This is a genomic window from Duganella sp. CT11-25, from assembly GCF_047302815.1.
GTDB lineage: Bacteria > Pseudomonadota > Gammaproteobacteria > Burkholderiales > Burkholderiaceae_D > Rugamonas.
This window is the reverse complement of the sequence record NZ_JBKBFD010000001.1, coordinates 6968163-6991524: the sequence shown is the minus strand read 5'-3', so window position 1 is coordinate 6991524 and position 23362 is coordinate 6968163. Positions and strand designations below refer to the sequence as shown.

Genomic DNA, 23362 nt, shown 5'->3' with positions numbered 1-23362 from the left:
ATTATTCTTTCGCGAGGGATTCGGCGTATTCGACAGCGGCAGGATCGGTGTCGACGAGGCCCGCCAATGCTTCCGTCTGCGCGGCCGAGATCAGCACGACATCGTTGCACTTGCCCAGGTCGCAATCGACCAGCACGCGCGCCTTGATCTCGCCGTCTTTCTGTGGGTTCTTTGCCATGATTTCTCCTGTTGTCGCGCGGGGGTTAACCCCGCCGCCGAGGTGGATTGGATTAAGTTGCGGAGTGCTGGTACAGCTTCACGCCGTTGGCGTCCAGCAGGTTGCCGCCGGCGCGGGACCATGCCAGGAAGCCGACCTGGCCTTTCGTGGCGAAGGCGCTGTCCTCGAAGCGGAACATCGTGATGTCCAGCACGTCGCGGATCATGTACTTCGAGAAATCGCCGCCGCCGATGGTCTTGGCGTTGGCGGCCGGCACGGCCATGTCGTTGTTGATGGCCACGTCCCAGCCCAGCAGTTGCGCCGGGATGCCGGTCTTGATGCCGGCCTCGTAGGACTCGGCCCAGATCGGGCGGCCGGCGCCGTCCTTGATCTTGCGGACAACCTTGCGGGTCTGCTGGTGCATCATGAAACGGCAGGTGCCGGCGTCCTGGTAGGCCTGGTCGATCGACTCCTGCAGGTCGACCAGGTCGTCATACAGAACCGTGACGGTCTGGCCGGTGGCGCCGGTCTTGCCCACACTCGCGGCCGTGACAAAGCCGTTCGGTTGACCGGTGCCGGTGCCGGTGGTGAAACCGGCGTTCATCGTGCGGCCGATGCGATCGCGGATGCGCTTGTTCACCATGGCGATGATGTCGATGCTGCTGTCCATCAGCAGCTCGATCGGGATGGTGATGATCTTCGAGCTGGCCTTGAACGTGTTCAGGGCCACCGTGCCGAAGGACATGTCGGCCGACGACGCCTGGGTGTTTTCCGCGACCCACTCGCCGGTCTCGGTCGTGCCGTCGGAGGTCGGATAGCCCAGCGGGTTACCCTGCGACATCGTGATGCTGCTGGACACTGCCCGCATGCCGCCGTAGGCCTTCAGCGCGTCGATCAGCTCCTTCGCCACGTCGGTCTGCACCGTGTAACCGCCCTGCGATGGCGTGGTGGTGGACATCGTATTGCGGATGGCCACCAGTTCTTCATGGGTCATGCCGGCGGGGCCGTTGCGCAGCAGCTTTGCGAACAGCTCGCGGCCCTTGGACTCGGCCTTGGTGTCCGCTTTGCGGCGGAATTCTTCGACGTCGGTGACGTTGTTCTCGACCTCGTACTTCATCAGTTTTTCGACGGCGACGATCTCGCTTTCCAGCGCGTCAATCTTGTCGGCGCGGGCGTCGAAGGTGGCCTGGTCGCCCTTGGTCCAGGCGCGGTCGCCCTTCTGCTCCATCTGGTTGCGGGCTTCCTTGGCGAGTTGCTGACGTTCCTCGCGCAGTGCTTGAATCGATTTCATCGTATTTCCCTTTCTACGGGCGTAAAAAAAGCCGCTCGGGGCGGCTGGGTATGGATTGCGCGAGTGCGTTATCCGATTTCGTGGAGGCGCAGGCGGTTGGCGTTGCGCTGGCGGACCGTCTCCCAGTCCTTGGTGTCATCCGATGGTGGCGGCTTCGGCGCATTGCTGTAAGCGCTCAAGTCCCACTTGTTCTCGACCTTGGCGCCATCGCTGACCTTGTCGGCGAAGCCGTTGGCCACCGCCTCGTCGGCGCTGAACCAGGTTTCGGCGTTCATCCAGGCGGCGATCTCGTCGCGCGTCTTGCCGGTCTTCTTTTCGTAGTCGTCGATGATCGAATCGTCGATTTTGGTCAGCAAAGCGGCCGTTTTGACCAGGTCGTCCTTGTTCCCATAAGCCATGGTCCAGGCGTTGTGGATCATGTAGAAGCTGCCGGGCGCGATGGCGACGGAGGCGCAGGCGACGGTGACATAGGTGGCCGCGCTCGCGGCCAGGCCTTCGATAATGGCGTGCACGTCGCCGTGCTGGGCGATGGCGGCGGCCATCGCGCGACCGTCGAACACGTCGCCGCCCGGCGAGTTCACGCGCAAGGTCACCTTCTTGCCAGCCATACCGGCCAGGGCCTTGTTGAACTGGACCGCGCTGACGCCCCAATAAGGGTCGATGATGTCGTACAGGTACAGCGTGGCGTCCTCGCCTTCCGCAGTGATCTTGGCCGGCGTGGCGGTGCCGCCGTTACGCAGCAACTGGGCTATCTTCTTCATTGGTGTCCTTGTTGGCGGATGTTGGTGGTTTCGCCAGCTTTTCTGGCCGGTACAGCACGTCACCGCCCTCAATCGGCGGCAAATTCTTGATTTTCCGGATCTCGTTGATCGTCATCCAGCCGGGGCCTTGCGAACCGCCGACCGATTGGCGCATGTACTCGCCCTCGGCCTTCAAGTCGCCCGACAACAAGGACTCCATCTTGTGCTCCACGAACGGCGAGGCGCGACGGAACAACTTGCGGTTCAGCTCCTGGCGGATCCGCATGATGTGCGGCTGCAGCGAGAATTTGATGAAGCCCAGGGTGGTTTGCTCGACACCCGTTCCCCAGGAACTGGTCGTCTCCTGGGCTCCGATCAGATGCGGCGGAACGCCGAAGGCGCGGGCGATGTCGATCACCTGCCATTTGCGCGTCTCCAGAAGCTGGGCATCGTCCGCCGTCATGCTCATTTCCTTGATGTCGAGTCCTTGGGTGAGCACCATCGGCGTACCGGCGTTGTTCGCGCCGGCATATTTTTTCTTGTACTCGCCGCGCAGCTGCTCGACCTGTTCCTCATCCATGCGGCCGGCGGCCTTGATCACGTGCTTGGGCGCGGCGCCATTGGCGAAAAAACTTCCCGCGAACGTGTCGGCCGCGAGCGCGACGCCGATGGACTGGAAGGCCGCCCACTGGATCACGGACATGCTGCGGATACCGTTGAAGCCGAAGCCGGCGAAGTGCAGCATGTCGTCCTGGTGAACGGGCCGGATGCCGCCATCGTCGTCGCACACCGTATAGATCAGGTAGTCGCCCACCTTGCGCGCCGACACGCGGTCCGGATGCAGCGGTCGCAATGTCTTCACGGCAGGGCCAGCGCGGCGGATTTCCACATAGCCGTCGCCGCGCAGGCAGATGGACAGCATGATCCATTCCCACATGGACGCCGCCGTCCAGCTGGGCGCTGGCTCTTCGTTCAGCAGCCACCATAGTTCCGGGCTGATGGACTCGCGCACGCCTTCCTTCTCGCGATACAACGCCACGGGGATCGAGGCGAGTGCGCCGGCCAGCAATCGAACGGACGCATACACCGCCGAGACGCGCATGGCGCTCTCCGGCGTGACCGGGAACCCGGATGCGGAGCTGGAGCCGCCCAGCGTCGCGATGACCTGCGGGTCGTTGGACGTCACCACGGTCACGCTGTTCTCGACGGGCGTGGCGGGTCCGGCGCCGAACATGGCCGCCAGCTTTTTCAGTGGATTGATCATCAGAGGGAAACGAAGCCTTGGTCGATTGCGTTACTTTCGGGGTTCAGCGACATCAGCGACACCGCGTTGAACACCGCCATCAGCGGGTCGATCTTGGCGGTGCCGGATATCTGCTTGGTGATCAATGTCGCGTTGCCGGCCGGGACCACCTTGGCGTTGCCGACGCACCACGCCATCAGCCTGGAGCCGCTGTGAACCATTTCCTTGCCGGCGATCTTGCGCTCGGTCGTCTTGATGGCGCCGCTCAGCCGCCACCCCTGCGAGATCCCGATGATTTGCTCCATCGTGAAGCCGCGCGAGATATCCGGATCGGTCAATTCATCCACTACATCGCCGATGCCGGCCGGATCCACGCCGATCGACTTCTCGTCCGGCAGGAGCCGCGCGTCGCGCACGCGGCAGATGATGTCCGCCACCTCGATGACGTCCTGGCCTGGCTGCTCGACGATGGTCAGGTCGCCGTCGGCGGCGAAATCCCGCAACGCTGGCGCGATCTCCATCCTCCGCTCCAGAACGATCTCGTGGGCCCAGGCATGAATCCACAACAACCAACGGCGGGTCTTGCGCTCCCTGCCGATCACGGCCAAGCCCAACAAGTCATCCAGGCCGCCGCCGTCGATGCCGACCACGGCGACCTCGGACCGCCTGAGCAACTCATCCAGTGTCAGTACCTCGATGCCCTGCGCCTCCCAGAAGTCGGCGCCCGGCCAGCGGTCGGTGCGCAGGTTGAGGCCGATTTCGACGTTCAGGTGTTTCGCCAGGAAGGTTTGCAGCGAACCATCCGTCTTGTGCTGCTGCTTGCGCAGCTGGTCTTCCAGCCAGACGGCGCTCACGGAGCGGCCGATATTCGGATTCGTGATGTAGAAGTTGGCCGGGTCGAGATAGCCTTTCGACTTGACCAGCGCATCCGGGTACTCGTAGATCACGCCAAGCGATTTCCGGTCGACTATCTTGCCGTCCCGAACGTCGCGGTAGTACTGCAGCTTCTCCTTGAACACGCCAGCCGGTGGCTCCTGGCTCTGCGTCGTCAGGTAGATGACCCAGCCTTCGTCACGCGACACCTGGCCGCCGGTGGCCTCCATGAACATCGCATCGGCGTTGGCGCGCTTGCCGAACAACCAGTGCTCGTCGATCAGGATGCGCCCCGACTTCTTGCCCGATACCGTGTCGGTGTCGGCCGCCACCACCTTCAACGATGCGCGGTTGACGCGGTGCGTGATCGTGCGCACATGCTCCTGAATGTGGAACAGTGCCGACAGCTCTTCGTCGGCGCGGATCATGCCGGCGGCAGGTTTGAAGCTGTTGTCTGCGACCTCCTTCGTCGGCGCCAGGATGAGGTGCTCTTCCTCCTCGCGCCAGCACAGGATCAGCGCCGTCAGCATGATGCCTGCCGCGATCGTCGATTTCGTGTTCTTCTTGCTGATCAGCAGGAAGTACTCGCGGATCAGCTGCTGGCCGGTGTCCGACTCATAGGCGCCGAAGATGACGGCCACGAAGTCGAATACCCACTGCTCGCTGCACTCGCCGAATGTCGGCTTGCCGGGCAGGTCGACCACCCGCAGTTCCTTGAATATCGCCAGGGCCTGCTCCGCCTGGTCCGGGAAGATCGGCGGTGGAATGATCGATTCGCGCGCGACCAGCCTGGCGGCCCAATCGACGCAGGCTGTGGACCATTCCATTTCGATGCCCTACTTCACGGCTTTGAGCTGCGGCGGCGCCGCCGGCGCGAACCTGCCAGCGACTTTCTTCGCGTCCGCGTCGCGCTGCTCCTTCTTGCCGGCCTCGCCGGGCTTCTTGTGCATGAACGGCATCAGCGCCTTGGCCGCCTCGACGCGCAGCTTGGCCGGCGCCGCGGGGTCATTCATCGCCACCAGCAGGAAGTTCTTCGGGTCCGAGTGCATGATCGCGGCCTGGACATCGAACGACGGCGCGGCCGGTGGTAGCGGTGGCGCTGGCGGCGCTTCTGCACCCGGCTTCTGATACTTCGCGATGAATGCCGCGATGACCGGGTCCTTCGCCAGTCGCGAGCCGGCCGGGCCGGCGGTCGCGGCGCTATAGCCGGCCGCTATCGCCGCCTCTTTGTTGGACTTTCCGGCAAGCCGGGCGTCCGCGAAGGCCCTCCGCTTGCCTGTTAAATCCATTAACTCAATCTCCTACCGGGGAAATAATCTGCGCGTGCGGTACCATGCGGTCTAGAGGGTGTTGCTCTGCGGACATTTGCCCACCCCCTCCCCTTTTGGCCTCTCGGCCCCTTCATCCATGCCTCTGCCGCTTCGTCACAGTCCCCGTGGCGCTTCGATCCTGACCTGCATCGACCCATCAACCTCCGGCTTCCTCGCGCTGCTTGTCGCGGCTGTGGTGCGTCGAACACAGCGACTGCCAGTTGGCCGAATCCCAGAACAGCTTCATGTCACCGCGGTGCGGGATCACGTGGTCGACCACCTGGGCATACGGTAGGCCGATACCTGTCTTGGTGCACTGCAGGCCGATGGCCACGGCCGCCTGGTCGTAGCTGATGCTGGCCTCGCGCAAGCAGTACGCACAGAACGGATGCAGCACCAAGTAGCCGGCGCGGGCCTGCTGCCACTTGTAGCCGTAGCCGCGTGCGGTGCTGCTTGTTTTGTCAGTGCGCCAACTACCGGGCTGCATGGTCGCCAGCCTGGCCGGCGCGGTGCCGATGCGTGGCTTCAATGTCTGCAGGCGAGCCACCTCATGCACTCCGGCTATTTGTTAGAGCAACATAATATGGAGAGATAACCCCCACAGTAGGACGCCGCGCGATGAGCATTGGAAAACCCACCAGAGGAACCAAAGCCCATAACCAGCGACGATGTCCTTTGTGCGGAAAACCCACCACAAGAACCGACTGTGGTGCCCTCCTACACTTCAACCTTCACCACCACAGGAAGCCTATGCTTACTCAAGATCAGAAGTTCCAACTCTATCTCGCACTTATCCAAAGCGGCCCAGCGTGGGCGCGCGTCTTTCTTATGGCAGTGCAGCTGTGTGGATCATGAACACCACGGTCAGTCCTTCAGGCTCTTGACCTCGGCGACCAGGTCCTTGGCCACCTCGGTGACCGGCTTCATGGCGGCACCGGCCAAGTCGGCGACGATCTCGACAGGCGCCACAGCGACCTGCACCGCGTCGGCGGCCAGGCCAACCACGGATTTCAACAGACCGAACATGTGGACCTCGAATAAAAAAGCCGCCAGCGCATGGGTGCGGAGGCGGCGAACGACCGACGCGAGTGCGTTGGACCAGTTAAGTAACAATATTCTGCAATGCCTAATGAGTGATATGGTATCTTCAATGCAACTATAAAAATTGCCCTTAACCCATATGTCCCAAACTCCCCTCCAAGAACTGCTTCAAATTGCCCGTGACGCAGAGTTAATGACCGTTGAGGCCATATCGCCTCTTCTTAATCGACTCAAACACGTCCAGCAACCTTCCACCGTTCGCGACGCAATCATCACTTTTCATGAGCGCCACTCCAATCTAGGCACAGCGCTCGGAAGCGGAATGAAATACGCAATTATCGGCCAGAGACTTCGCGAATTTACGGAGGCAACTCAGGTCCTAGTTGCCGAGGCAAAAACTAGGACAGACCTCGATGTATCGCTTGAGGAAGCCGCAACGTTGGATATTTTGTTTCAGGTCGAGTCGAAATTACGTGAACACGAACAAAGGACGAATGGAGCGACCTTACCTGGCGGCATGCAGTCGCGCCAATCGACACCCGAGGTGTCTAAATTGCTGGCAGATATTTCGATGATGACCGAGGAGTTGACCGATTTACGAAATACAGTAGGTGCGATTGGAGCCACTCTAAGGGCAGACTTAGATCCTCTAAAAGACAAATATCGGACGGCATCTGATGCGTACGATGCCGTAAAGCCGGCATTCAATACCCGATTGACTGAACTAGACAAACTGTTAGGAACCGCCGGGAAAAAAGTTCTCGCTGGAAGCTACGATAAAGATGCCATAAAAGAACAATGGGCAGCAAATGTCCTGCGTATTTGCGCACTACTAGTGATGACAGCTGCCGTTACTCCAATCGCCCTCGCATTGTACGAAGCGACGAAAAGTACGTTAACTCTAGAACAAGCTTTGCTCCGTCTCGCGTTTTCATTGGTGCTATCGGTGCCCGCTGCCTACTTGGCGCGAGAATCTGCAAAACACAGGCACGAACAATATTCACTACGTCAGACAGCACTCGATATCGGGGCCATTGACGCGTACATTTCAACGCTGCCGAGTGACACACGTGACGAAATAAAAAAGGAAATTGCTATTAAACTTTTCGCGCCCAAATCGTTTAGTCACGTCGTGAAAGAAAGTTACCCGATCAACACGCAAGAGCTGATCAATAAACTCTTGGACGTGCTTACGGATAAGAAGAAAGCACTGGGTAAAGACAAAAAATCTGCTACGTCTGACGAAGACTAATTGCAGCGCGCGCATAGTTTGATTGCAGCCTCGAACAGCTTGTGCGCGGTGCCATTCGAATACTTCAAGAGCGATAGCAGGGAGCCCATGCTGGATCCAGTGACATCGGCGACCGCCGCCGCGAAAGCGGCTCCGTGGAGCGCGTGCGTCCATGTAGTCGCGAACGAACTGCTGAGTCGGGTGCGTCATCTGCGTCTTGGCTGTCTCGCGAAGTGGCGCCGAAATAAGAAAAGCCACCGCACGGGTGGCTTCGGGTGCTCCCGCGGTATCTGCAGGGAAGCGTGACAATTGTGACAATTGGAGCGGAATGTTTCCGTTAAACTTTACTCGTTATCAGCCCGATAACTAACAAGGAGAAATCATGGCATACGCCCAAGACACGTCAGTAGTTCAAAAACTTACCCACGCTGCGTTCAATGCAGTGCATAAACCAGGGGACAACGTACCAGAATCCGGCATCTTCCGCTGCGCACACTGCACACATGAAATTGTCTCCACTCAAGGAAACACATTTCCTCCGCAGACACATCCCGCTCATCCGGCCAACAAACCGATCGAATGGAAGCTGATCGTTGTGCCACGCCACAATCAATAGACATATCGGTTCGCAGGTTTAGACCGACAGCAATAGAAAAAGCCACCTCAAGGGTGGCTCCATGGTATGCAAAAAAATACTCTCAGTGCTTTTCAATCAGCACCATTCTCGATTGAATCTCGTGCATAACGAGCTGCGATACCGCCAATTCTAACCGTTCCAACTCGCTCTCATCGGATCCGCTATAAAGTTCGAAGTACGTACCGCCAGGAAGAAGCACATTCACAGTAGGGATTAATTGGATACCATTCCCCGAAAGTTGGAACTTCCCTTGCGCGTCGGGAAAGTACCAGTCGAATTCACCTACCAAATATTTGCTTTCCCCATCGTCGAAGATAGCGTGCCGCAACTTGAAGCGCATCTTAGTTAGATGCGCTGAAGCCTCAAAGGAAAACTGCGCTCCCCCGACGCTTGAGTATTCAATGTATTGGCCCTGGCTGCGAGGATGAGGCTTTTGTCCAAGCAATGCGCTGATGAAGCGCTCCGCAAGTGAATTGACTTCCTCCGCCGATTTCGAGAAAGCTATGATCAGACGATTGTCGTACATGATATCCCCTAGTTGTTATGAAATTTACAATTTACAGGGAATACGAATGTAGTACAAGAAATAAAAATGCCCGCAGCTGTCGTCGCGGGCATTTCGCTCAGACATATCTTGTAAGTAGCGATCCTTTGGGGTCAATTTTTCAGACTACCAAAACTGAGGCTATTTTCGCCCAAAGTGTAAAGGCAAGTCACGGACTATTATGTCTAACGAAAACTTTACACTCAGTCCGCCGCACCCGTCGGCGCCGGCGGGCCGCCGTCCATCGATTCTGCATGCACCTTTTTCAGGCTCTGTGCCAACACGAGCGCCTTGCGCGCGAACGACTTCACGCGGTTGTAGTAGGTCGGCCGACTGATGCCCAACTGGTCAGCCAGCCGCTTCACGTTGTCAGCCTGCTCGACGTAGTACAGGTTGAAGCACACCATCGCGTCGCGGTGCTCCTTCATGTCAGCGAGCGTGTGGACCGCCATATTGAAGAACTGCATGTCAGGGTCCAACCGCGCGTTCGGCGGCAACCCCGTCTTACTTGGCTGCATGCTGGCCAGCACCGACTTGCCGCCCGGGGCGATGTAGTAGCGGCGGGTGTAGCACCAGTACACCCAGTCCAGGCAGTACTGATTCAGCAGGCGATCATCCATGGCGCTTCTCCGACTGCATGTTAAATTCTTGATTCATCTACTGCTCCCGTGTTTTGGTTGGTGGTGCTGGGCGCTGTGCCGCGCGTGGTGGATGCTCAGGCCAGGGCCTTGCCGCGGTGCGATTCCCAATCGAACGTTACCCACAGGCCGCCCTCGCGCAGGCGGTCGAAACTGCGGTCTCCCAGGAACGCCTTCATGCCGGCCTTGTTCTGGTTCGTCAGCAGGAGGGTTGGCATCATGTCGCGGTAGCGCTTGTCGATGATGTCGAACAGGCTGACCTGCTCCGCCTCGGTGCCGTACTGCACGCCAACCTCGTCCAGCACCAGCAAATGCACGCTGGCCAGCATGTCGAGCACGTCGGTCTCGGTCTGTGGCGAGTCGCGGCGCCAGGTGTTGCGGATCATGCGCACCGCATCAATGGCGCTGGTGTACAACGCCGTGTGCTGCCCCATGATCGTTTGCGCGATAGCGATGGCCAGGTGGCTCTTGCCGGTGCCTGGCATGCCCGACATAACGAGCGATGTGCCCGCGCTCAGGTGCGTGCCGAAGTTCGCGGCGAACTCCATCGCCACGGCCAGTGCCTTCTCCTTTCCATCGGTGTCGGCAACGAACGACTCGAACGTCTTCGAGCGATAGCGCAACGGGATGCCGGAGCAATCCAGGCGGCGCTCCAGCGAGCGCTGCGCGCGCTCCGCATCTTCCTTTGACTGCTTCGCCTGCTCGGCCTCCTGGTGCAGCTTGGAGCATTCGGGGCAGCCTTGCCAGCGCATCGTGCGGCCGATCTGGAAGCCTTGGCTGACGTAGGCGCCGTGCTGCTCACAGTTGGCGTCCTTCTGCGATGTCGTGATGGACACCGGTGCAGGGTTACGTGATCCGTCCATTTTCAATCCCTTCCGAGTAGTCGATGTTTTCAAAGCCGCTGTGTCGTGATGGGCGCGTCGGCGGGCCGGCAGCGCCGGTCAGCGGAAGCTGCCTTTGGCTCAGCTTCGCCCAGTCGTCGCGAATCGCGTTCTGCAGCGCCTGGTCCCAGTCGACGTAGACGTAACCGTTGGCGCGCACCTTGCCGACGAACGAATCGAAGTGCGCTTGCAAGTTCTCGTGGCCCTTGGTAGCCGCCCAGGACCTTACGGCGTCGGAGATCGCGAAGTCTTCCGGCAATGGCGTCTTGGCTTTCTTGCGTGCGCTCTTCGGCGCAGCCGAAGGCCCTACCCCGCTAGGGGTAGGTAGTTCTTTTGTAGATGTAGATGTAGATGTAGGGCCGTCACCATGCCGCGTACCAATGGGGGGCTTTGGTGTGTGGTTGGGTGCTTCCTTCGGTGGCTGATTATCTTCAGAAAAACGGGTGCCTTGGCCGCGTCGTTGCCGTATGTATTCGTCGCGTACAAAGCGGCTGCAATACCAGCATGATCCGTCTCCGGCCACCACCAGCGTCACAGGGGCGCCAGTCTTGCCCGCATGGCGCGGCGTGTAGATGTAATCAGCGGCACCCTTGTCCGCGCCCTTGAGGACGTCCTTGCTTACGAGCTCGCGAACCAGCTTCAGCGGCACGCCGGCGGCGCGCGCGACTTCATCCAGCGGCCAGCGGCAGACGCCATACTCGTCGGAGTCGTGAAGGACGCACATGACGTCAACCCACGCGCCGCGCGCCGCCTCGGAGCAGCGGCGCAGCTTGGAGTTGTTCCGCCAGTCTGCGGGATAAAACTGAAATGACGGCCGCTTCACTTGCTACCTGCCTCTTCCGTCTGCTCAAAAACAATCATCATCCAACCTTCCACCAGCCGTTAAAAAAGGTCGGGGCGTGACCGGCGGGCTGGGATCGCCTAGTCGCGGCTGCGCAGCCGCTGCCCCGTTTGAAACTTGTAGTGCCGTACCTGCAGCGTAGCGAAAATCGATCTAGGCGAAATTGGTAACTTTTACAGCGCCGCCGCTACGCGGTGGCTTGGGACCGGGAACCCGGGACCAGAGACCTATGCGGGTTTGGTGCAGCGGAAGCCGACGTCGTCGACCGCGCGGGACGGATGCAGGTAGCTGAGACGGAACACGCCGGCGTCGTCGCCGTCGACCCAGAAGCCGCCACGGAGGAGCGCAACGCCAGACCAGCTCTCGCCGCCACTGGTGCGATAGCCCATGCCTTTTTTGTTCGACGGGTACGGTGCGGTCGTCAGCGAGATCGAATCGGCCTTCATACGGTCGGCAACCAGGCCGCGCGCGTCGCCCTGCACGTCGTCGTGCGCCCAGGTCCAGACGTTGCCGGCCACGCCGTAGACGCGCTCGCCGCCCGGCAGCACGTGCCAGTTACGCTCGTTCTCGGCGGCCTGGTAGTCGGCGGCCTGCGCGCTGCTGACGGTGCCGCGGTGCAGGCCCTGATAGACCGCGCCTTCGCCGACCTTGCCGCTGATCCAGTTCTCCGGCTGCTGGCAGATCAGGTGGCGCACGACCAGCTCCTGCGTCTCGCGGGACACCTGCATGCCGACCGCTTCGGCGGCTTTGCCAGCGGCGTCGAAGGCGATGTTCACCCACGGCTTGGCGCTGATGTCGTGCACCACCTTGCCGTCGGCGCCCTTGCTGGCCGGGTAGCGGGCGTACCAGAACGCTGGGACGACCAGCGAGGAGCCATCAGCGCGCTGCAGCGTGGTCTGCGGGATCAGGACGAAGTGCGGGTCGACCGTCGCACTCACCGCTTTGGCGGCCAGCGCCAGCTCGAACTCGGCCAGGCCGGCGCGGAAGGCGCGCGCCGCGGTCTTCGCAGCTTCGACCGGATCGCAGCGGTGCGCCGGCGCGAGGGTAATGGCCGTGGCCAGGATCTGGTGCAGCGCTTTATCGATTGCGGACATGAAAACCTCTTCTGTGGTTTGTCCGACGGTCGGACGGTTAAATGGGTGGGAACTTCCCTACGTGTTAAATTAGCAATTCCACTTGATAATTTGAAAGGAAGTTCCCATGGACTATTTAGAGCTGATTCTTGCAGGTCAAATTCGTGAACTAGCCATCAATATGTCGTCGTACGAACGCGCTGAATTCATAAAGAAGATCAATCCAAGTACTGCGGACCGTCAGGCGCTCATCGATCAGTGGGATCGCGAGCATCCCGAAATTGGCTTCGTGCGAAAAGCCTTTGACGAGCTGATCGGCATTCGAAATCTCGTTCGCACATTCGAAAATACAGTTACACACTGAACGTCCGGCCAGCGACGTGCATATCCCGGCGCTGACTGCGCAGTTCCGCCAGCACCAGCAACTGCACGGCCAGGTCGGCCGGCTGCTGCAACTTGCTTGACAGGCTGAACACCTCGCGCGATAACTCAGCGAGCGCCGCCGGTTCGCCGCGCGCGGCGACGCTGCGTTCCGCATCCGCGACCAGCTGCGCGGACTCGGCGGCCATCGCAGCGGTGGCCTTGTCTGCCGCCAGCGGGATGTTCCCTGCAAAGCCACGATGGCACTCGCCGCCCACCACCAGTGCGGCACCAGCGGTTCCCGGTTGCGCGGGAATGTTGGCCAGCACCGCTTCAAGGTAGTCCAGCGCCTCGCCGGCGGCCGGCTCGGACTCGAAGACGATGCGCGTCTCGGTGATGGCGTGGCGCAGCTGGGCGGCGTGGTCGGTGGTGGTCATGGCTTTTTCCTTTGGAATGGATGCGATACTTCTACAAAATCTGGCGAGGGTTTCGGTGCGCAATAATCAGTCATCGATATCCACCTTGAGAGGGCCGAATAACCTGTCTCGCTCACGGCGTTCGCGCGTGGCGCGGCGCTTGCCAGTGATGCCGCCAAGCCAGGCTCCGATCACCGCTGGCGGCAAACCATAAACCAACACTTGGAGAAAAAATTGATCGCATCTGACCTCTGGCCCCTCTTCACCGCCACCGTTGGCGTGGCTTGCTGGTGGGGCGGCAACCGGCAGGCTCTCGGCCGCGACGTGCGCAAAGAGTGGAATGCCCAAGTCGAAAAGATTCGGGTTGTTCTCGACAGGGAGCTGCGGGAACTCTCTCCCGACGCCGAGCGACCGGGCGCTGCGGACATCGACCGCTTCGAACACATGCTCAGCACCAAGCACCGCGCTGGCTTTCGAAACGCCGTGGAGCGCTACCAGAAGGCCCACGACGAGCACACGTACCTGCCGAAAAGTGAATTCATCGCAATCATGACCTACGAGTACTCGTCGACGGAGCACATCAAATCGGCTATTCACGATCTGCTGAGCTACCTGCCATACCGGAAGTGAGCGGAATCGGTTCATGAGCAATCTCCGGAGATTGCCTTGGGCGGTGGTCATGGGGTGGCCTTGGTGGGAGGCGCAGCCTCAGGCGCTGCTCCAAATAAATCCGGGCGCAAATCAAATCTGGTAACAGCACTATCAAGAACCGCTTCAATCCGCAGGCAGCGTTTAGCAGGGGCTAGCCCGCGTTTCACCCATTGTTGAACTGCCTGCGGCGTCACGCCAACTAAATTTGCCAGCGCTGTTCTGTTGCCCGCCAGGCGAGCGGCTTTTTCAATAGCATTTTCCATAGCTGAAGATTAAAGCAAATCTTTCATCAATACAAGTTATTCTTTCAATGACAGATGAAAGGAAAACTTGTAAATTACGCCCATGAAAATCAAATACGCCCTCTCCCACCTTCTTGCCGCGAAACCTGGCGCATCAATGTCTGATGTGGCAAGAGCTTGCGATGTCACGCCGCAGGCTGTTCAACAATGGTTTACTGGGGTCACTACTCCACGTGGTTTGCGGCTAAAAAAAGTCGCCAATTACTTCGGTATGACTGAGTTAGAGTTCGCTGTTTTTATGGCGAAAGGTGAGGAAATAGAGAGCCTAGACTTCACCAGACTAGCCAAAGAACAGTTGAAAACTTCCGCTGATCATCCAGTTGATGATTCTGATAATGTCGCTGCTCACGATCAGGATTTTCGGGTGGAAGCATGGGAGATCGGATCAAGTACGCCTTTCCGCGCGCTTGAGTTGCCGATAGCGGAAGCTCAGGCCTTAGTGGGGCCGCGCGAATTGGAATACATCCATTTTGGATTCGCACCCGATGATGCAATGGACCCGACCTTTGCACTTGGAGATCTGTTGTTCCTTGATAGGAGGCTTGCCAACTACCGTGACTTGCCAGAAGACGGAATTTACGTTTTTACACTTCATGCCGACGACAAAATGCGAGTGCGAAGACTGCAGAAAGTCGGCGATCAAATCGCTGTAAAATCAGACAATCCCCTGTATGAAACTTGGTACGTTAATGAAGTAGATCGCATTAAAGGATTCTACATCCGCGCCAAAGTCATCCGGGTGCTACCGATGAAGATGAAAATTCTTGGGTAGTTGCACACTTTAAATAATTTAAAGTTTTACTTGTAATTAAACAAGAATGGCTTTAAAGTTACTCCATCATTTACGAAGGAGTAACAGATGCCTGCTTCCACCGCCCCACCCGACCGCCGTGCCGACCAGCTCATCGAGCGCGCCCGCATCGCCTACGTCAAGGCCGGCGGCCGCGAGCAGCCTGGCGAATCCGTCGTCGTCGACGTCGACGGCTTCACCACCATCACGCTGCGCAACATCAACGGCGTGCTGGCGGTCTACCAGCTGCACGGCGACATGCTGCAGCGCCAAGCCGTCGTCACCGCCACGGTCGACCAGCTCTTCGACGCCGCCTTCGCCGGCCCGCGCGACCCGCGCAGCGCCGAGTACCGCGCCGGTGCCCGGACCGCGCTGGAGTTCCGCATCGAGGGCCTGCCGATCCGCCGGCCGTACCGCGCCGGCACTGCCGCAGACGATGCGTTCTACGCCGGTATCGCCGAGGGCCACGCCATCTGGCGCGCGGCCCAGGCTGAAGCGGCAGGTGCCGCATGAGCGCGCAGCATCGACCACCCGGCCAAGGAGAAGAGTGCCCGCACTGCATCGTGGTGTTCTACGGGTTCTTCATCACCGCCAACGATCCCACCCAACCGCGTAACGCTATCGTTCAAGACCATGTCGCCCGGGTCGTGGCAATTGCTGCGAGTCGCGGCTTCACGCTCGCGGATGACCTCGCGGAACTGGTCGCCAACGGCGAGCACTACAGCGCACAGGCGCTGTGGATCGCTACCCGCCTCGGCGAAGTGATTGGCGTCGACCTGATGCAGTCGATGGTCAGCGGCCTGCTCGCCGAGCTCAAATCCAAGCAGTTCAACCCACCAGGAGAAACAGCATGACCGGCACCAGCAGCGTCACCAAATTGATATCGTTGATCGCCGTCGGCCAGTTGGCTGTCGAGCTGCACTGGGCCGAGCATGCTGCCAAGATGGCGAAGAACCACTACCACGAAAAGATCGACAAGTTCGAGGCGGTGCACGGCCGTGCAGACTCGCGCATCGATCCGCTCAAGCCGGAACACGCTAAGTTGATCAAGTATACCAAGGCCGAATATGAGCAGTTCCTGCTCGCGAAACGCAAGGCCTACAACGTCCGCCGCCGACTGGAGAACGCGAGCCGCAAGGCGGCCACAAACCACGTGGCGAAACACGGTGTTCCTGAAAAAATATCTTAGGCGATTGAATTTGCAGGAGAAATCTGCCTCGATGTTTTTTTGGCGGGCCGAACTTTAGTTAATCATGCTGATTTTTGTTGCTAATCAGTCAGGCCGTAGACGGCGACAACCGCTGTTCTTCTCGGACAAGAACGACGAGAACATCTACGACAACCGGGTCAGCATGACGGGAACCAGATGGGCGGGTCAATCGATAAGCCATTGATTCGATACGAAAAGTAGAAATCGGAATATCCCAGAACCACGTGGTTTCAGGATTTTCCAGGCGAATCAGATTCGATAATGACCAGGTTTCGGTGCAACCGCGCCACCGAACGCATCGTAAGATCAGCAACAGCATCACCCGAAAAACTGTAACCACAGAGGAAAAAATGAGTGCACGTGACCTGATGCCCTTCCGCTTCGAGAAATACGATGTCCGCGTCGTGCACATCGACGGCGAACCACACTTCGCCGGCAAGGACATCTGCGACGCCCTCGGCTACGCCAACGCAACTGACGCAATCACGCGCCACTGCAAGGGGGTCGCGAAACGCTCCCCCCTTCAAACCAGTGGCGGTGTGCAGGAATTACGCGTACTTGCGGAAGCGGACGTGCTACGCCTAATCGTCAGCAGCGCCCTGCCGGGGGCCGAAGCATTCGAACGCTGGGTGTTTGAGGAGGTACTGCCGTCGATCCGAAGGACAGGAAGCTACTCGGTTCCAGTGCGTGCGCTCACGCCCGCCGAGATGTTTCTCCAGAACGCGCAGATGATGGTCGATATCGAGCAGCGGCAGCTCGCCCAAGGCGAGCAGATCGACCGCGTCGAGCAGCGCGTCGACGATATCGCAGCCGGCCAGGTGCTGCTGACGCGGCCGTCTGCGGCTGAGTCCATCGTCCACATCCGGATCCGCATCGGCAAGCTCTACGGCCTGCCCGCGCGCATTGTCGACGAGGTGATCCGGCAGTCTCCGTACGCTTTGAAGCCGGTGATGGTGAAGAACGCGCACGAGGACGCCATGGGCGGCAGCTACGCCTGCTTCTGGATCAAAGACGTCAGCGCCGTGTTCGCACGCTTCGTTGGCGAATGCCAGCGCGCCACAGCCACCCAGGCCACGCACCCTTATATCGACGGCCGATTCAAGCTAACACAGCTCCCCAGTCGCCCAGCGGGCGCCGCCGAACCACCAGGCCCGCAAGCAGGTCTGAGCTTCTAGTAGTAACCCAGCAGCAGAAATAAAAAAGCCCACTCGGTGTTCGAGCACCGAGCGGACCTGTACGCCCTAAATTTTTGGAGAAAAAGCCATGGCGAATTCTAATGATACCAGCAATGTAGCAATAAAGGCAACCATCGAAACTTTGACTCAGCTCAAAACACTCCGCCAGCATCTCGGCGATGTCGAATCGCAGGCCATCGCAGCGAAGTCGCTGGGCGAGCTGTGCTTCGAACAGCTCGATCGCGTCGTCGGCGTCCTCAACGACCAGACCGGACTGAGTGCGGTGCTCTGCCTCGATGCGCTGCTGAAAGCCATCTGCCGCAACGTCGAGCTGATCCAGGAAGCTGTTGATCTGGCCGGCGGCGCGCTGCTGGACGTCGCGGTCATCGGCGCCGACGGCTGCGGCTGGCTCAAGGCGATGTTGGGCGCCACTCCCGATAGCGACCGCGATGTCCTCGTCTGGCACGGTGCCGACCAGATGCCGCTGCCCGCCTTTTATGCCGTTGCCGAGAGCTGCTGGTTCTCGAAGTATGACGGCAGCCAGCTCGACGACGGCGCCGTCACGCACTGGCGTGAAATTCAAGCTCCTCAAGGAGCCGCAGCATGAACGCCCGCGCCGACGCAAAATTGTTGATCCCCACGGTGGACACCGGTGTCAAGCCGGCCACCGCCGGCGACATCGAGAAAACGCTGGAGATCTCGTTCATCAAGGTGGAAGCGATGGCGGCGCTGTTGCGCAGCATCGCGCTCACGACAGACAACCGCGACATCAAGACATTGTGCAAGCACGGCGCCGGCCAGGCCGAGGAAGTCGCCAACGATCTGGACCTGCTGCGCGACCAGGTCGAAACGGCCGGCGTGGCTGGAGTTGCGCAATGAGCCGCCGCGTCGACACCGCCGCCGGCGACCAGCGCGCACTCGTCAGCGTGCTACCGGCCGCGCACACGGCGCGCATCGGAGGCGTGGATCTGAGCGCCGTCGAACGCCAGCTGATCGAGGACTTCCGCGGCATGGGAAACGCCGGCCGCACCCTCATGCCCCGCTTATTCGCGAAGCAGGCCAGCCGCGACCGCGAGAAGCGCATCGCCCAGAACAAGCCGAAGTTCCAGTTGGTACAGGAAGGTGTCCAATGACCGTGCCGAAGAAACCAGGCCGCGCCCCTGCTACACCAACGCCGGCGGCGGCGCTCACCGCCGACCAGTTGCGGGTGGCCCATCTGTTTGGGTCTATGGACGACGGAACTCAGGCGGCCATGCTGAATATGATGAGGGATATCGCGGAGGCGCGCCCCCGCCACAAGCGGCCGGCGCTGCGCCTTGTCGGCGGCGGTGCAGCGTGACCTCGTCAGCTCGCATGCATCCGCTGGGCGCCACGCCGGCGGTGCGCGCGGCGCAGCTGGTGATCGCGCTGGCCGCCGCACCACACCTTGGCCTGCTGGATGCCGACGAGACGGCGCGCGCCGGCGCCGTGCTGGCCAGCCTGTCGATGGCAGCAATGGGCGGCGGCTTCGGCGACGGCGACCTGATCATTGCGCTGGCCGTGCGCCGGCGCTACACCGGCCTGATCGAGGAGCTGGCCGCCGAGATGGTCGACCGCATTGGCGGCCCTGATGAATTTTTCGCGTTGCTGGACCTGTCCACGACGCTCAACGACTGGATTGGATGCACTGAATGACTCACAAAATTATTCTGGCTTTCTTGCGCCTGCGCCGCGAAATCCGCAGTCGCCAGCAGCTCAACACGCAGATTTACTGGACGGTGCGGCGCGCGCGGCGCGATGTCGGCCTCCTCAAAAAAGGCACCGTCTTCGAGCAGGCCCGGGCGACAACGATCGCCGCGCGCGCCGACGCGCTCGATCAAGTCTGGCACGCGGACAACCTCTATATCCGCCAGCTAGGCCGCAAGCTGCTGGCCATGGCGCCGGCGTTCGATGTCGTGACCACCTTCGAGCAGCGGCTGGACCTGCTGAACGTGAACGTCGCCGACCGCGCTGCGATTGAACACGGCGCCGGCCTGGTCATGATCATCGCCGGCCACTGCCTGGAGGACTCGGCGGCGCGCCGCGGCGAGCACCACCACAGCGGAACGCTGTTCGACGCGGTGCAGCTGGAGATCATCATCCAGATGTCTAGCACCGCCGAGGGCCGTGCGGCCGCCGACAAGGTCATGGTCGACGTCTTCGGCGCCCGGGCCTACAGCCTGTTCGGCCAGAAGCCGGACCTGCAGCTGATCACCAGTGCGCCGCTTGGAGCAAAGCCATGAGCGAACAATTCACCATGCCGCGCAAGCTGGCGCACGAACTGCTGGGCGCGCTGCTCAACGGGCCAAGCTTGAACCCGGCCGGCTACGAGGCGCTGAAGCAGGACTTAGCGGCGCGGATCCGCGCGGCGCCGCCGGATCCTGACGGCGAACGCGACACGACGCTGCTGGACTTCCTGGACCGGAATTTACGCCTCAACATGGGTTGGCGTGTCGGCGTGGCGCCGGCCGGCAATCTGTCCGTGCAGTCGGTCATCGGCAGCAAGACAACCATTCGCGAGGCGATTGTCGCAGCTGCGCGGCAGCGCGCCACAACCACATCCACCACCACCGAAAGGAACTAAAAATGAATATGGCCGAAATGAAGGTCTTCGTCCGTTTGCCAGCGGTAATGGCGGCTACCGGCCTATCGCGCACCACTATATACGAAAGGATCAAGGCGGGCATCTTTCCGGCACCGATCTCGATCGGGCCGCGCGCCGTAGCGTGGGATGCCGGTGCGATCGCGGCTTGGCAGGTCAACTGCATCAAGGAAGGCCGTGCCGGAAGTCGCAAGTAGTCGTGTGGGTACAGATGGGGGTAGCTTTTCAATGGACGAAAAAAAACCCTTGAAATCAAGGGCTTTTTCAAAATACTGGCGGAGACGGTGGGATTCGAACCCACGATACAGGTATAAGCCGTATGCATCCTTAGCAGGGATGTGCCTTCGGCCACTCGGCCACGTCTCCTAGTCGATCGCTCAACTATGTCTTTTCTACCAAACTGCGCTAGAGCAGACGACCGTCATAGTATAGACCGCAACCCTATTGGTCAAGGCTAGGTGACGATTTTTTTCGAAAAATTTATGCCTTCTCCAGCTCGAACGCTTTGTGCAGCGCGCGGACGGCCAGTTCCATGTATTTTTCGTCGATCAGTACCGAAATCTTGATCTCGGAGGTCGAGATCATCATGATGTTGATGCCCTCTTCCGACAAGGTGCGGAACATCTGCGATGCGACGCCGACGTGCGAACGCATGCCTACGCCGACCACCGAGATCTTCGAGACCTTGGCGTCGCCGGTGACGCTCGCGGCGCCCAGTTCGGCCTTGGTGCCGTTCAGCACGTCGATGGCGCGCTGGTAGTCGTTGCGCGATACCGTGAACGTGAAGTCGGTTTTACCGTCGACCGACTGATTCTGTATGATCATGTCGACTTCGATGTTGGCGTCGGCCACCGGGCCGAGGATGTGATAGGCCACGCCCGGACGGTCCGGCACGCCCAGCACGGTGATTTTGGCCTCATCGCGGTTGAACGCGATACCGGAGATGACTGCTTGTTCCATGTGTGTGTCTTCCTCAAACGAAATCAGGGTGCCCGAGTTGGCTTCTACTTCCAGGTCCAGCATAGGGTCGGTCAGCGACGACAGGACGCGGGTCGGTACGCGATAGTTGCCGGCGAATTCCACCGAGCGCGTCTGCAGCACTTTCGAGCCCAGCGACGCCAGTTCCAGCATTTCCTCGAACGTGATCGCCTTGAGCCGGCGCGCTTCCGACACCACGCGCGGATCGGTCGTGTACACGCCGTCTACGTCGGTGAAGATCAGGCATTCGTCCGCCTTCATCGCGGCGGCGATCGCCACGGCGGAGGTGTCCGAGCCGCCGCGGCCCAGGGTCGAGATGTTGCCGCCGTCGTCCACGCCCTGGAAGCCGGTGATGATGACGATCTTGCCGTCGTCCAGGTCGCGGTTGACCTTTTCATTGTCGATCGACTGGATGCGGGCCTTGGTGAAAGCGGAATCGGTTTTAATCGCGACTTGCCAGCCGGCGTAGGACACGGCTTTCTTGCCAATCGCCAGCAGTGCCATCGACAGCAGGCCGACCGACACTTGTTCGCCGGTCGAGGCGATCATGTCCAGTTCGCGCGGGTCAGGCTGGGCCTGGATTTCCTTGGCCAGCGAAATCAGACGGTTGGTCTCGCCCGACATTGCCGACGGCACGACGACGATGCGGTGCCCGGCGTCATGCCACTTGGCGACACGCCGCGCGACGTTCTTGATACGGTCCGTCGAACCCATCGACGTACCGCCATATTTGTGCACGATTAAAGCCATAACAGAGAGTTTTCCGCTCAAATAAAGGTAAATGGAACCCTAAACTCTACATGCCGCACTGCAAAATAACAAGTCAAAAAGCTCATAAAGTCATACCGTATAGGCATATCTACATACAAAATTCGGCAAATACGGGGTATTGTCTATACAGCCTGCCAACGCAGCCGTAGACGTGTTGCGCCCTCGGCAACCACGCTGGTGCAGTCCATGCCGATGCCGGCGGCGAACAGCAACTGCTGCGGCGTGCTGACCACCGGCAGGCGCGAGCGCTCCCAGGCCGGGATGTCCAGCGCCTGGTAGTGATATTTGAGGCCGCGCGTCGGACGGTTGTGCGCGGGCTTGAGGCGCTCGCCCCCCTTGCGGAATTCGATCATCAGTTGCTGCGCGCGCAGCCAGTCGCCGTCCAGGCCGCCCTCGCCTTCGCCGGCCGCGTCGAAGTGCAGCACGCCGCCGTAGGCCGGGAACGCCATTTCAGCCTCGCCGCTCCAGGTGAAGGACGTGCCCGGCTCCTTGTCGAACTCGTCCTCGCGCGTGCCTTCCAGGTCGGCCAGCTTGGGCGTGATGTGCAGGCGGTCGCGGTGGCGTCTTACGTGGCAATCGGGGTGCGTTACCAGAGGTTGCGCGCCGTCATGGGCTTCCAGCAGCTGGGCCAGCATCTCGGACAGCCAGGCCGCGCTCGGCATGCGCAGCTTGCGGACGTGGAACCAGTGGCGCAGCATGTTGTAGCTGCGGTCGGTGCTGAGCGTGCGCAGCTTGCTGATGTCGATGCAGTCGCCGTCCAGGCACAGGGCCAGGTCCTGCTCGGCCAGTTCGGTCAGCAGGCGCTGGGCCGACTGGGCGTGCTGGGCGCTGCGCGCGAAGCGCTCCTGGAAGCCGGGGAAGGCCTCCGCCAGCGCCGGCATGACCTTGTGGCGCAGCGCGTTGCGGGCGAAACGCGGGTCGTCGTTGGATTCGTCGTTGACGTAGCCAATGGCGTGCTCGGCCACGTAGGCCGCCAGCTGCTTGCGCGAGACCGGCAGCAGCGGACGCGCCATCACCAGGTCGGGATTGGCCAGCAGTTCCGGCGCGGCGTTGGCGGCGTCCATGCCGGACAGGCCGGCGGTGCCGGAGCCGCGCAGCAGTTGCAGCAGCACGGTTTCGGCCTGGTCGTCCTGGTGGTGGGCGGTCAGCAGCAGCTTGACGCCGTGCTCGCGGCACAGCGCCCCCAGCGCGGCGTAGCGCGATTTGCGGGCGGCTTCCTCGGTGCCGGTCTTTTCCTTGCGCACCAAGGTCACGCGGCGCGCTTCGAAGGTCACGCCGAGGGCGGCGCAGGCGTGTTCGCAGTGCGCCAGCCAGTCGTCGGCGTTGGGGCTGATGCCGTGGTGGATGTGGAAGGCGTACAGGGCCACGCCATGCGCTTGCGCGTAGACATGCGCCAGGTGCAGCAGCGCCGACGAGTCGAGGCCGCCGCTGAGGGCGACGGCCATCCGGCCGTCCTCGCCCGCGCGCTGCAATGCGGCGCCGGCGGCCTGCTCAAAGGTTGAGGATAAGGTCGGGATTTGCTGCTTTTTCAATTACGGCTCCAAATGCGAACCGGGGGCAGCGCGTGCGCGTGCCCCCGGCTATTGTGT

The 23362-nt window shown here is 60.6% G+C and carries 33 protein-coding genes and 1 tRNA gene; 16 read left to right on the top strand and 18 right to left on the bottom strand.

All coding sequences use genetic code 11. The features are described from left to right. Nucleotide 1: 1 nt before the first annotated feature. From ACEN9F_RS30590 to ACEN9F_RS30555, 8 genes are all read right to left on the bottom strand, one after another. Nucleotides 2–178: a hypothetical protein gene (locus ACEN9F_RS30590; protein WP_413426396.1), complete on the bottom strand. Its 177-nt coding sequence runs from the start codon at nucleotides 176–178 to the stop codon at nucleotides 2–4. A gap of 52 nt (nucleotides 179–230) precedes the next feature. Further along, nucleotides 231–1448 carry a phage major capsid protein gene (locus tag ACEN9F_RS30585; RefSeq protein WP_413426394.1) on the bottom strand — a complete coding sequence of 406 codons (1218 nt, stop codon included), beginning with the start codon at nucleotides 1446–1448 and terminating at the stop codon, nucleotides 231–233. Nucleotides 1449–1516: 68 nt separating this feature from the next. Further along, nucleotides 1517–2209 carry a head maturation protease, ClpP-related gene (locus ACEN9F_RS30580; RefSeq protein WP_413426392.1) on the bottom strand — a complete coding sequence of 231 codons (693 nt, stop codon included), beginning with the start codon at nucleotides 2207–2209 and terminating at the stop codon, nucleotides 1517–1519. Next, the gene (locus ACEN9F_RS30575; RefSeq protein WP_413426390.1) at nucleotides 2181–3452 is read right to left on the bottom strand and encodes a phage portal protein; all 1272 of its coding nucleotides are present in this window, start codon (nucleotides 3450–3452) and stop codon (nucleotides 2181–2183) included. Before ACEN9F_RS30575 ends, ACEN9F_RS30580 begins: the two co-directional genes overlap by 29 nt. Further along, entirely contained in the window at nucleotides 3452–5131 is a 1680-nt protein-coding gene (locus tag ACEN9F_RS30570) for a terminase large subunit (RefSeq protein ID WP_413426388.1), read from the bottom strand. The genes ACEN9F_RS30575 and ACEN9F_RS30570 overlap by 1 nt, the downstream gene beginning before the upstream one ends. Before the next feature lie 9 nt (nucleotides 5132–5140). Beyond that, entirely contained in the window at nucleotides 5141–5593 is a 453-nt protein-coding gene (locus ACEN9F_RS30565) for a terminase small subunit (RefSeq protein WP_413426386.1), read from the bottom strand. Nucleotides 5594–5771: 178 nt separating this feature from the next. Continuing rightward, nucleotides 5772–6101 carry an HNH endonuclease gene (locus tag ACEN9F_RS30560; RefSeq protein ID WP_413427234.1) on the bottom strand — a complete coding sequence of 110 codons (330 nt, stop codon included), beginning with the start codon at nucleotides 6099–6101 and terminating at the stop codon, nucleotides 5772–5774. Nucleotides 6102–6478: 377 nt separating this feature from the next. Next, nucleotides 6479–6640: a hypothetical protein gene (locus ACEN9F_RS30555; protein ID WP_413426384.1), complete on the bottom strand. Its 162-nt coding sequence runs from the start codon at nucleotides 6638–6640 to the stop codon at nucleotides 6479–6481. Between the two features lie 208 nt (nucleotides 6641–6848). On the opposite strand from ACEN9F_RS30555, the gene ACEN9F_RS30550 reads away from it, so the two are divergent. After that, complete coding sequence (locus ACEN9F_RS30550) at nucleotides 6849–7907, top strand: hypothetical protein (RefSeq protein WP_413426382.1); 1059 nt, start codon at nucleotides 6849–6851, stop codon at nucleotides 7905–7907. A gap of 361 nt (nucleotides 7908–8268) precedes the next feature. Beyond that, on the top strand, nucleotides 8269–8502 hold the full coding sequence (locus ACEN9F_RS30545) for a hypothetical protein (protein ID WP_413426381.1): 234 nt from the start codon (nucleotides 8269–8271) through the stop codon (nucleotides 8500–8502). A gap of 82 nt (nucleotides 8503–8584) precedes the next feature. Here the strand turns inward: ACEN9F_RS30545 and ACEN9F_RS30540 are convergent, their stop codons facing one another. The 5 genes from ACEN9F_RS30540 to ACEN9F_RS30520 all read right to left on the bottom strand — a co-directional run bounded on the left by ACEN9F_RS30540 (nucleotide 8585) and on the right by ACEN9F_RS30520 (nucleotide 12521). After that, nucleotides 8585–9049 carry a hypothetical protein gene (locus ACEN9F_RS30540; protein WP_413426379.1) on the bottom strand — a complete coding sequence of 155 codons (465 nt, stop codon included), beginning with the start codon at nucleotides 9047–9049 and terminating at the stop codon, nucleotides 8585–8587. Between the two features lie 221 nt (nucleotides 9050–9270). Further along, nucleotides 9271–9687, bottom strand: coding sequence for a hypothetical protein (locus tag ACEN9F_RS30535; RefSeq protein WP_413426377.1), 417 nt, complete (start codon nucleotides 9685–9687; stop codon nucleotides 9271–9273). 95 nt (nucleotides 9688–9782) lie between these two features. After that, on the bottom strand, nucleotides 9783–10568 hold the full coding sequence (locus tag ACEN9F_RS30530) for an ATP-binding protein (protein WP_413426375.1): 786 nt from the start codon (nucleotides 10566–10568) through the stop codon (nucleotides 9783–9785). Then, nucleotides 10552–11409, bottom strand: coding sequence for a hypothetical protein (locus ACEN9F_RS30525; protein WP_413426373.1), 858 nt, complete (start codon nucleotides 11407–11409; stop codon nucleotides 10552–10554). Before ACEN9F_RS30525 ends, ACEN9F_RS30530 begins: the two co-directional genes overlap by 17 nt. A gap of 245 nt (nucleotides 11410–11654) precedes the next feature. Beyond that, a complete protein-coding gene (locus ACEN9F_RS30520; protein ID WP_413426371.1) occupies nucleotides 11655–12521 on the bottom strand; it encodes a hypothetical protein in 867 nt (288 codons plus the stop codon). 106 nt (nucleotides 12522–12627) lie between these two features. On the opposite strand from ACEN9F_RS30520, the gene ACEN9F_RS30515 reads away from it, so the two are divergent. After that, on the top strand, nucleotides 12628–12864 hold the full coding sequence (locus tag ACEN9F_RS30515) for a hypothetical protein (RefSeq protein ID WP_413426370.1): 237 nt from the start codon (nucleotides 12628–12630) through the stop codon (nucleotides 12862–12864). On the opposite strand, the gene ACEN9F_RS30510 is transcribed toward ACEN9F_RS30515, so the two are convergent. Next, nucleotides 12854–13297 carry a hypothetical protein gene (locus ACEN9F_RS30510; protein ID WP_413426368.1) on the bottom strand — a complete coding sequence of 148 codons (444 nt, stop codon included), beginning with the start codon at nucleotides 13295–13297 and terminating at the stop codon, nucleotides 12854–12856. The genes ACEN9F_RS30515 and ACEN9F_RS30510 overlap by 11 nt on opposite strands. A 213-nt stretch (nucleotides 13298–13510) precedes the next feature. Between ACEN9F_RS30510 and ACEN9F_RS30505 the strand changes: the two genes are divergently transcribed. After that, nucleotides 13511–13906, top strand: a complete 396-nt coding sequence (locus ACEN9F_RS30505) for a hypothetical protein (protein WP_413426366.1) — start codon at nucleotides 13511–13513, stop codon at nucleotides 13904–13906. 47 nt (nucleotides 13907–13953) lie between these two features. Here ACEN9F_RS30505 and ACEN9F_RS30500 read toward each other — a convergent pair whose 3' ends face one another. Further along, nucleotides 13954–14190 (bottom strand): transcriptional regulator, encoded by a 237-nt coding sequence (locus ACEN9F_RS30500; protein WP_413426364.1) that lies wholly within the window; start codon nucleotides 14188–14190, stop codon nucleotides 13954–13956. Nucleotides 14191–14272: 82 nt separating this feature from the next. Here ACEN9F_RS30500 and ACEN9F_RS30495 point away from each other — a divergent pair, with 82 nt between their 5' ends. The 12 genes from ACEN9F_RS30495 to ACEN9F_RS30440 all read left to right on the top strand — a co-directional run bounded on the left by ACEN9F_RS30495 (nucleotide 14273) and on the right by ACEN9F_RS30440 (nucleotide 20221). Beyond that, a complete protein-coding gene (locus ACEN9F_RS30495) occupies nucleotides 14273–15001 on the top strand; it encodes a LexA family transcriptional regulator (RefSeq protein WP_413426362.1) in 729 nt (242 codons plus the stop codon). A gap of 87 nt (nucleotides 15002–15088) precedes the next feature. Beyond that, nucleotides 15089–15532, top strand: coding sequence for a hypothetical protein (locus ACEN9F_RS30490; protein ID WP_413426360.1), 444 nt, complete (start codon nucleotides 15089–15091; stop codon nucleotides 15530–15532). Then, nucleotides 15529–15873, top strand: a complete 345-nt coding sequence (locus ACEN9F_RS30485) for a hypothetical protein (RefSeq protein ID WP_413426358.1) — start codon at nucleotides 15529–15531, stop codon at nucleotides 15871–15873. Before ACEN9F_RS30490 ends, ACEN9F_RS30485 begins: the two co-directional genes overlap by 4 nt. Continuing rightward, a complete protein-coding gene (locus ACEN9F_RS30480) occupies nucleotides 15870–16208 on the top strand; it encodes a hypothetical protein (RefSeq protein WP_413426356.1) in 339 nt (112 codons plus the stop codon). The genes ACEN9F_RS30485 and ACEN9F_RS30480 overlap by 4 nt, the downstream gene beginning before the upstream one ends. 371 nt (nucleotides 16209–16579) lie before the next feature. Beyond that, entirely contained in the window at nucleotides 16580–17404 is an 825-nt protein-coding gene (locus ACEN9F_RS30475) for a Bro-N domain-containing protein (protein ID WP_413426354.1), read from the top strand. 88 nt (nucleotides 17405–17492) lie between these two features. Then, entirely contained in the window at nucleotides 17493–18011 is a 519-nt protein-coding gene (locus ACEN9F_RS30470) for a hypothetical protein (RefSeq protein WP_413426352.1), read from the top strand. Next, nucleotides 18008–18283, top strand: coding sequence for a hypothetical protein (locus tag ACEN9F_RS30465; RefSeq protein ID WP_413426350.1), 276 nt, complete (start codon nucleotides 18008–18010; stop codon nucleotides 18281–18283). The genes ACEN9F_RS30470 and ACEN9F_RS30465 overlap by 4 nt, the downstream gene beginning before the upstream one ends. Continuing rightward, entirely contained in the window at nucleotides 18280–18537 is a 258-nt protein-coding gene (locus ACEN9F_RS30460) for a hypothetical protein (protein ID WP_413426348.1), read from the top strand. The genes ACEN9F_RS30465 and ACEN9F_RS30460 overlap by 4 nt, the downstream gene beginning before the upstream one ends. Nucleotides 18538–18739: 202 nt before the next feature. After that, the gene (locus tag ACEN9F_RS30455) at nucleotides 18740–19078 is read left to right on the top strand and encodes a hypothetical protein (protein ID WP_413426346.1); all 339 of its coding nucleotides are present in this window, start codon (nucleotides 18740–18742) and stop codon (nucleotides 19076–19078) included. Next, a complete protein-coding gene (locus ACEN9F_RS30450) occupies nucleotides 19075–19665 on the top strand; it encodes a hypothetical protein (RefSeq protein WP_413426344.1) in 591 nt (196 codons plus the stop codon). The genes ACEN9F_RS30455 and ACEN9F_RS30450 overlap by 4 nt, the downstream gene beginning before the upstream one ends. Beyond that, the gene (locus ACEN9F_RS30445; RefSeq protein WP_413426342.1) at nucleotides 19662–20006 is read left to right on the top strand and encodes a hypothetical protein; all 345 of its coding nucleotides are present in this window, start codon (nucleotides 19662–19664) and stop codon (nucleotides 20004–20006) included. The genes ACEN9F_RS30450 and ACEN9F_RS30445 overlap by 4 nt, the downstream gene beginning before the upstream one ends. Before the next feature lie 2 nt (nucleotides 20007–20008). After that, the gene (locus ACEN9F_RS30440) at nucleotides 20009–20221 is read left to right on the top strand and encodes a helix-turn-helix transcriptional regulator (protein ID WP_413426340.1); all 213 of its coding nucleotides are present in this window, start codon (nucleotides 20009–20011) and stop codon (nucleotides 20219–20221) included. A 76-nt stretch (nucleotides 20222–20297) separates the two neighbouring features. On the opposite strand, the gene ACEN9F_RS30435 is transcribed toward ACEN9F_RS30440, so the two are convergent. From ACEN9F_RS30435 to tilS, 3 genes are all read right to left on the bottom strand, one after another. Further along, a tRNA-Ser gene (locus ACEN9F_RS30435) sits at nucleotides 20298–20390 on the bottom strand. 114 nt (nucleotides 20391–20504) lie between these two features. Then, nucleotides 20505–21752: an aspartate kinase gene (locus ACEN9F_RS30430; protein WP_413426338.1), complete on the bottom strand. Its 1248-nt coding sequence runs from the start codon at nucleotides 21750–21752 to the stop codon at nucleotides 20505–20507. A gap of 143 nt (nucleotides 21753–21895) precedes the next feature. Beyond that, nucleotides 21896–23305: a tRNA lysidine(34) synthetase TilS gene (gene tilS, locus ACEN9F_RS30425; protein WP_413426336.1), complete on the bottom strand. Its 1410-nt coding sequence runs from the start codon at nucleotides 23303–23305 to the stop codon at nucleotides 21896–21898. Nucleotides 23306–23362 lie beyond the last annotated feature (57 nt).

What these genes read in the sequence shown, in the direction of transcription:
- ACEN9F_RS30510 (WP_413426368.1), bottom strand. Translation starts at nt 13,297, where the DNA reads ATGACCACCACCGACCACGCCGCCCAGCTGCGCCACGCCATCACCGAG.
- ACEN9F_RS30570 (WP_413426388.1), bottom strand. Translation starts at nt 5,131, where the DNA reads ATGGAATGGTCCACAGCCTGCGTCGATTGGGCCGCCAGGCTGGTCGCG.
- ACEN9F_RS30475 (WP_413426354.1), top strand. Translation starts at nt 16,580, where the DNA reads ATGAGTGCACGTGACCTGATGCCCTTCCGCTTCGAGAAATACGATGTC.
- ACEN9F_RS30490 (WP_413426360.1), top strand. Translation starts at nt 15,089, where the DNA reads ATGCCTGCTTCCACCGCCCCACCCGACCGCCGTGCCGACCAGCTCATC.
- ACEN9F_RS30450 (WP_413426344.1), top strand. Translation starts at nt 19,075, where the DNA reads ATGACTCACAAAATTATTCTGGCTTTCTTGCGCCTGCGCCGCGAAATC.
- ACEN9F_RS30470 (WP_413426352.1), top strand. Translation starts at nt 17,493, where the DNA reads ATGGCGAATTCTAATGATACCAGCAATGTAGCAATAAAGGCAACCATC.
- ACEN9F_RS30540 (WP_413426379.1), bottom strand. Translation starts at nt 9,049, where the DNA reads ATGTACGACAATCGTCTGATCATAGCTTTCTCGAAATCGGCGGAGGAA.
- ACEN9F_RS30440 (WP_413426340.1), top strand. Translation starts at nt 20,009, where the DNA reads ATGAATATGGCCGAAATGAAGGTCTTCGTCCGTTTGCCAGCGGTAATG.
- ACEN9F_RS30585 (WP_413426394.1), bottom strand. Translation starts at nt 1,448, where the DNA reads ATGAAATCGATTCAAGCACTGCGCGAGGAACGTCAGCAACTCGCCAAG.
- ACEN9F_RS30515 (WP_413426370.1), top strand. Translation starts at nt 12,628, where the DNA reads ATGGACTATTTAGAGCTGATTCTTGCAGGTCAAATTCGTGAACTAGCC.
- ACEN9F_RS30460 (WP_413426348.1), top strand. Translation starts at nt 18,280, where the DNA reads ATGAGCCGCCGCGTCGACACCGCCGCCGGCGACCAGCGCGCACTCGTC.
- ACEN9F_RS30560 (WP_413427234.1), bottom strand. Translation starts at nt 6,101, where the DNA reads ATGCAGCCCGGTAGTTGGCGCACTGACAAAACAAGCAGCACCGCACGC.
- ACEN9F_RS30555 (WP_413426384.1), bottom strand. Translation starts at nt 6,640, where the DNA reads ATGTTCGGTCTGTTGAAATCCGTGGTTGGCCTGGCCGCCGACGCGGTG.
- ACEN9F_RS30480 (WP_413426356.1), top strand. Translation starts at nt 15,870, where the DNA reads ATGACCGGCACCAGCAGCGTCACCAAATTGATATCGTTGATCGCCGTC.
- ACEN9F_RS30575 (WP_413426390.1), bottom strand. Translation starts at nt 3,452, where the DNA reads ATGATCAATCCACTGAAAAAGCTGGCGGCCATGTTCGGCGCCGGACCC.
- ACEN9F_RS30580 (WP_413426392.1), bottom strand. Translation starts at nt 2,209, where the DNA reads ATGAAGAAGATAGCCCAGTTGCTGCGTAACGGCGGCACCGCCACGCCG.
- ACEN9F_RS30545 (WP_413426381.1), top strand. Translation starts at nt 8,269, where the DNA reads ATGGCATACGCCCAAGACACGTCAGTAGTTCAAAAACTTACCCACGCT.
- ACEN9F_RS30430 (WP_413426338.1), bottom strand. Translation starts at nt 21,752, where the DNA reads ATGGCTTTAATCGTGCACAAATATGGCGGTACGTCGATGGGTTCGACG.
- ACEN9F_RS30445 (WP_413426342.1), top strand. Translation starts at nt 19,662, where the DNA reads ATGAGCGAACAATTCACCATGCCGCGCAAGCTGGCGCACGAACTGCTG.
- ACEN9F_RS30590 (WP_413426396.1), bottom strand. Translation starts at nt 178, where the DNA reads ATGGCAAAGAACCCACAGAAAGACGGCGAGATCAAGGCGCGCGTGCTG.
- ACEN9F_RS30535 (WP_413426377.1), bottom strand. Translation starts at nt 9,687, where the DNA reads ATGGATGATCGCCTGCTGAATCAGTACTGCCTGGACTGGGTGTACTGG.
- ACEN9F_RS30565 (WP_413426386.1), bottom strand. Translation starts at nt 5,593, where the DNA reads ATGGATTTAACAGGCAAGCGGAGGGCCTTCGCGGACGCCCGGCTTGCC.
- ACEN9F_RS30550 (WP_413426382.1), top strand. Translation starts at nt 6,849, where the DNA reads ATGACCGTTGAGGCCATATCGCCTCTTCTTAATCGACTCAAACACGTC.
- ACEN9F_RS30495 (WP_413426362.1), top strand. Translation starts at nt 14,273, where the DNA reads ATGAAAATCAAATACGCCCTCTCCCACCTTCTTGCCGCGAAACCTGGC.
- ACEN9F_RS30500 (WP_413426364.1), bottom strand. Translation starts at nt 14,190, where the DNA reads ATGGAAAATGCTATTGAAAAAGCCGCTCGCCTGGCGGGCAACAGAACA.
- ACEN9F_RS30530 (WP_413426375.1), bottom strand. Translation starts at nt 10,568, where the DNA reads ATGGACGGATCACGTAACCCTGCACCGGTGTCCATCACGACATCGCAG.
- ACEN9F_RS30465 (WP_413426350.1), top strand. Translation starts at nt 18,008, where the DNA reads ATGAACGCCCGCGCCGACGCAAAATTGTTGATCCCCACGGTGGACACC.
- ACEN9F_RS30485 (WP_413426358.1), top strand. Translation starts at nt 15,529, where the DNA reads ATGAGCGCGCAGCATCGACCACCCGGCCAAGGAGAAGAGTGCCCGCAC.
- ACEN9F_RS30520 (WP_413426371.1), bottom strand. Translation starts at nt 12,521, where the DNA reads ATGTCCGCAATCGATAAAGCGCTGCACCAGATCCTGGCCACGGCCATT.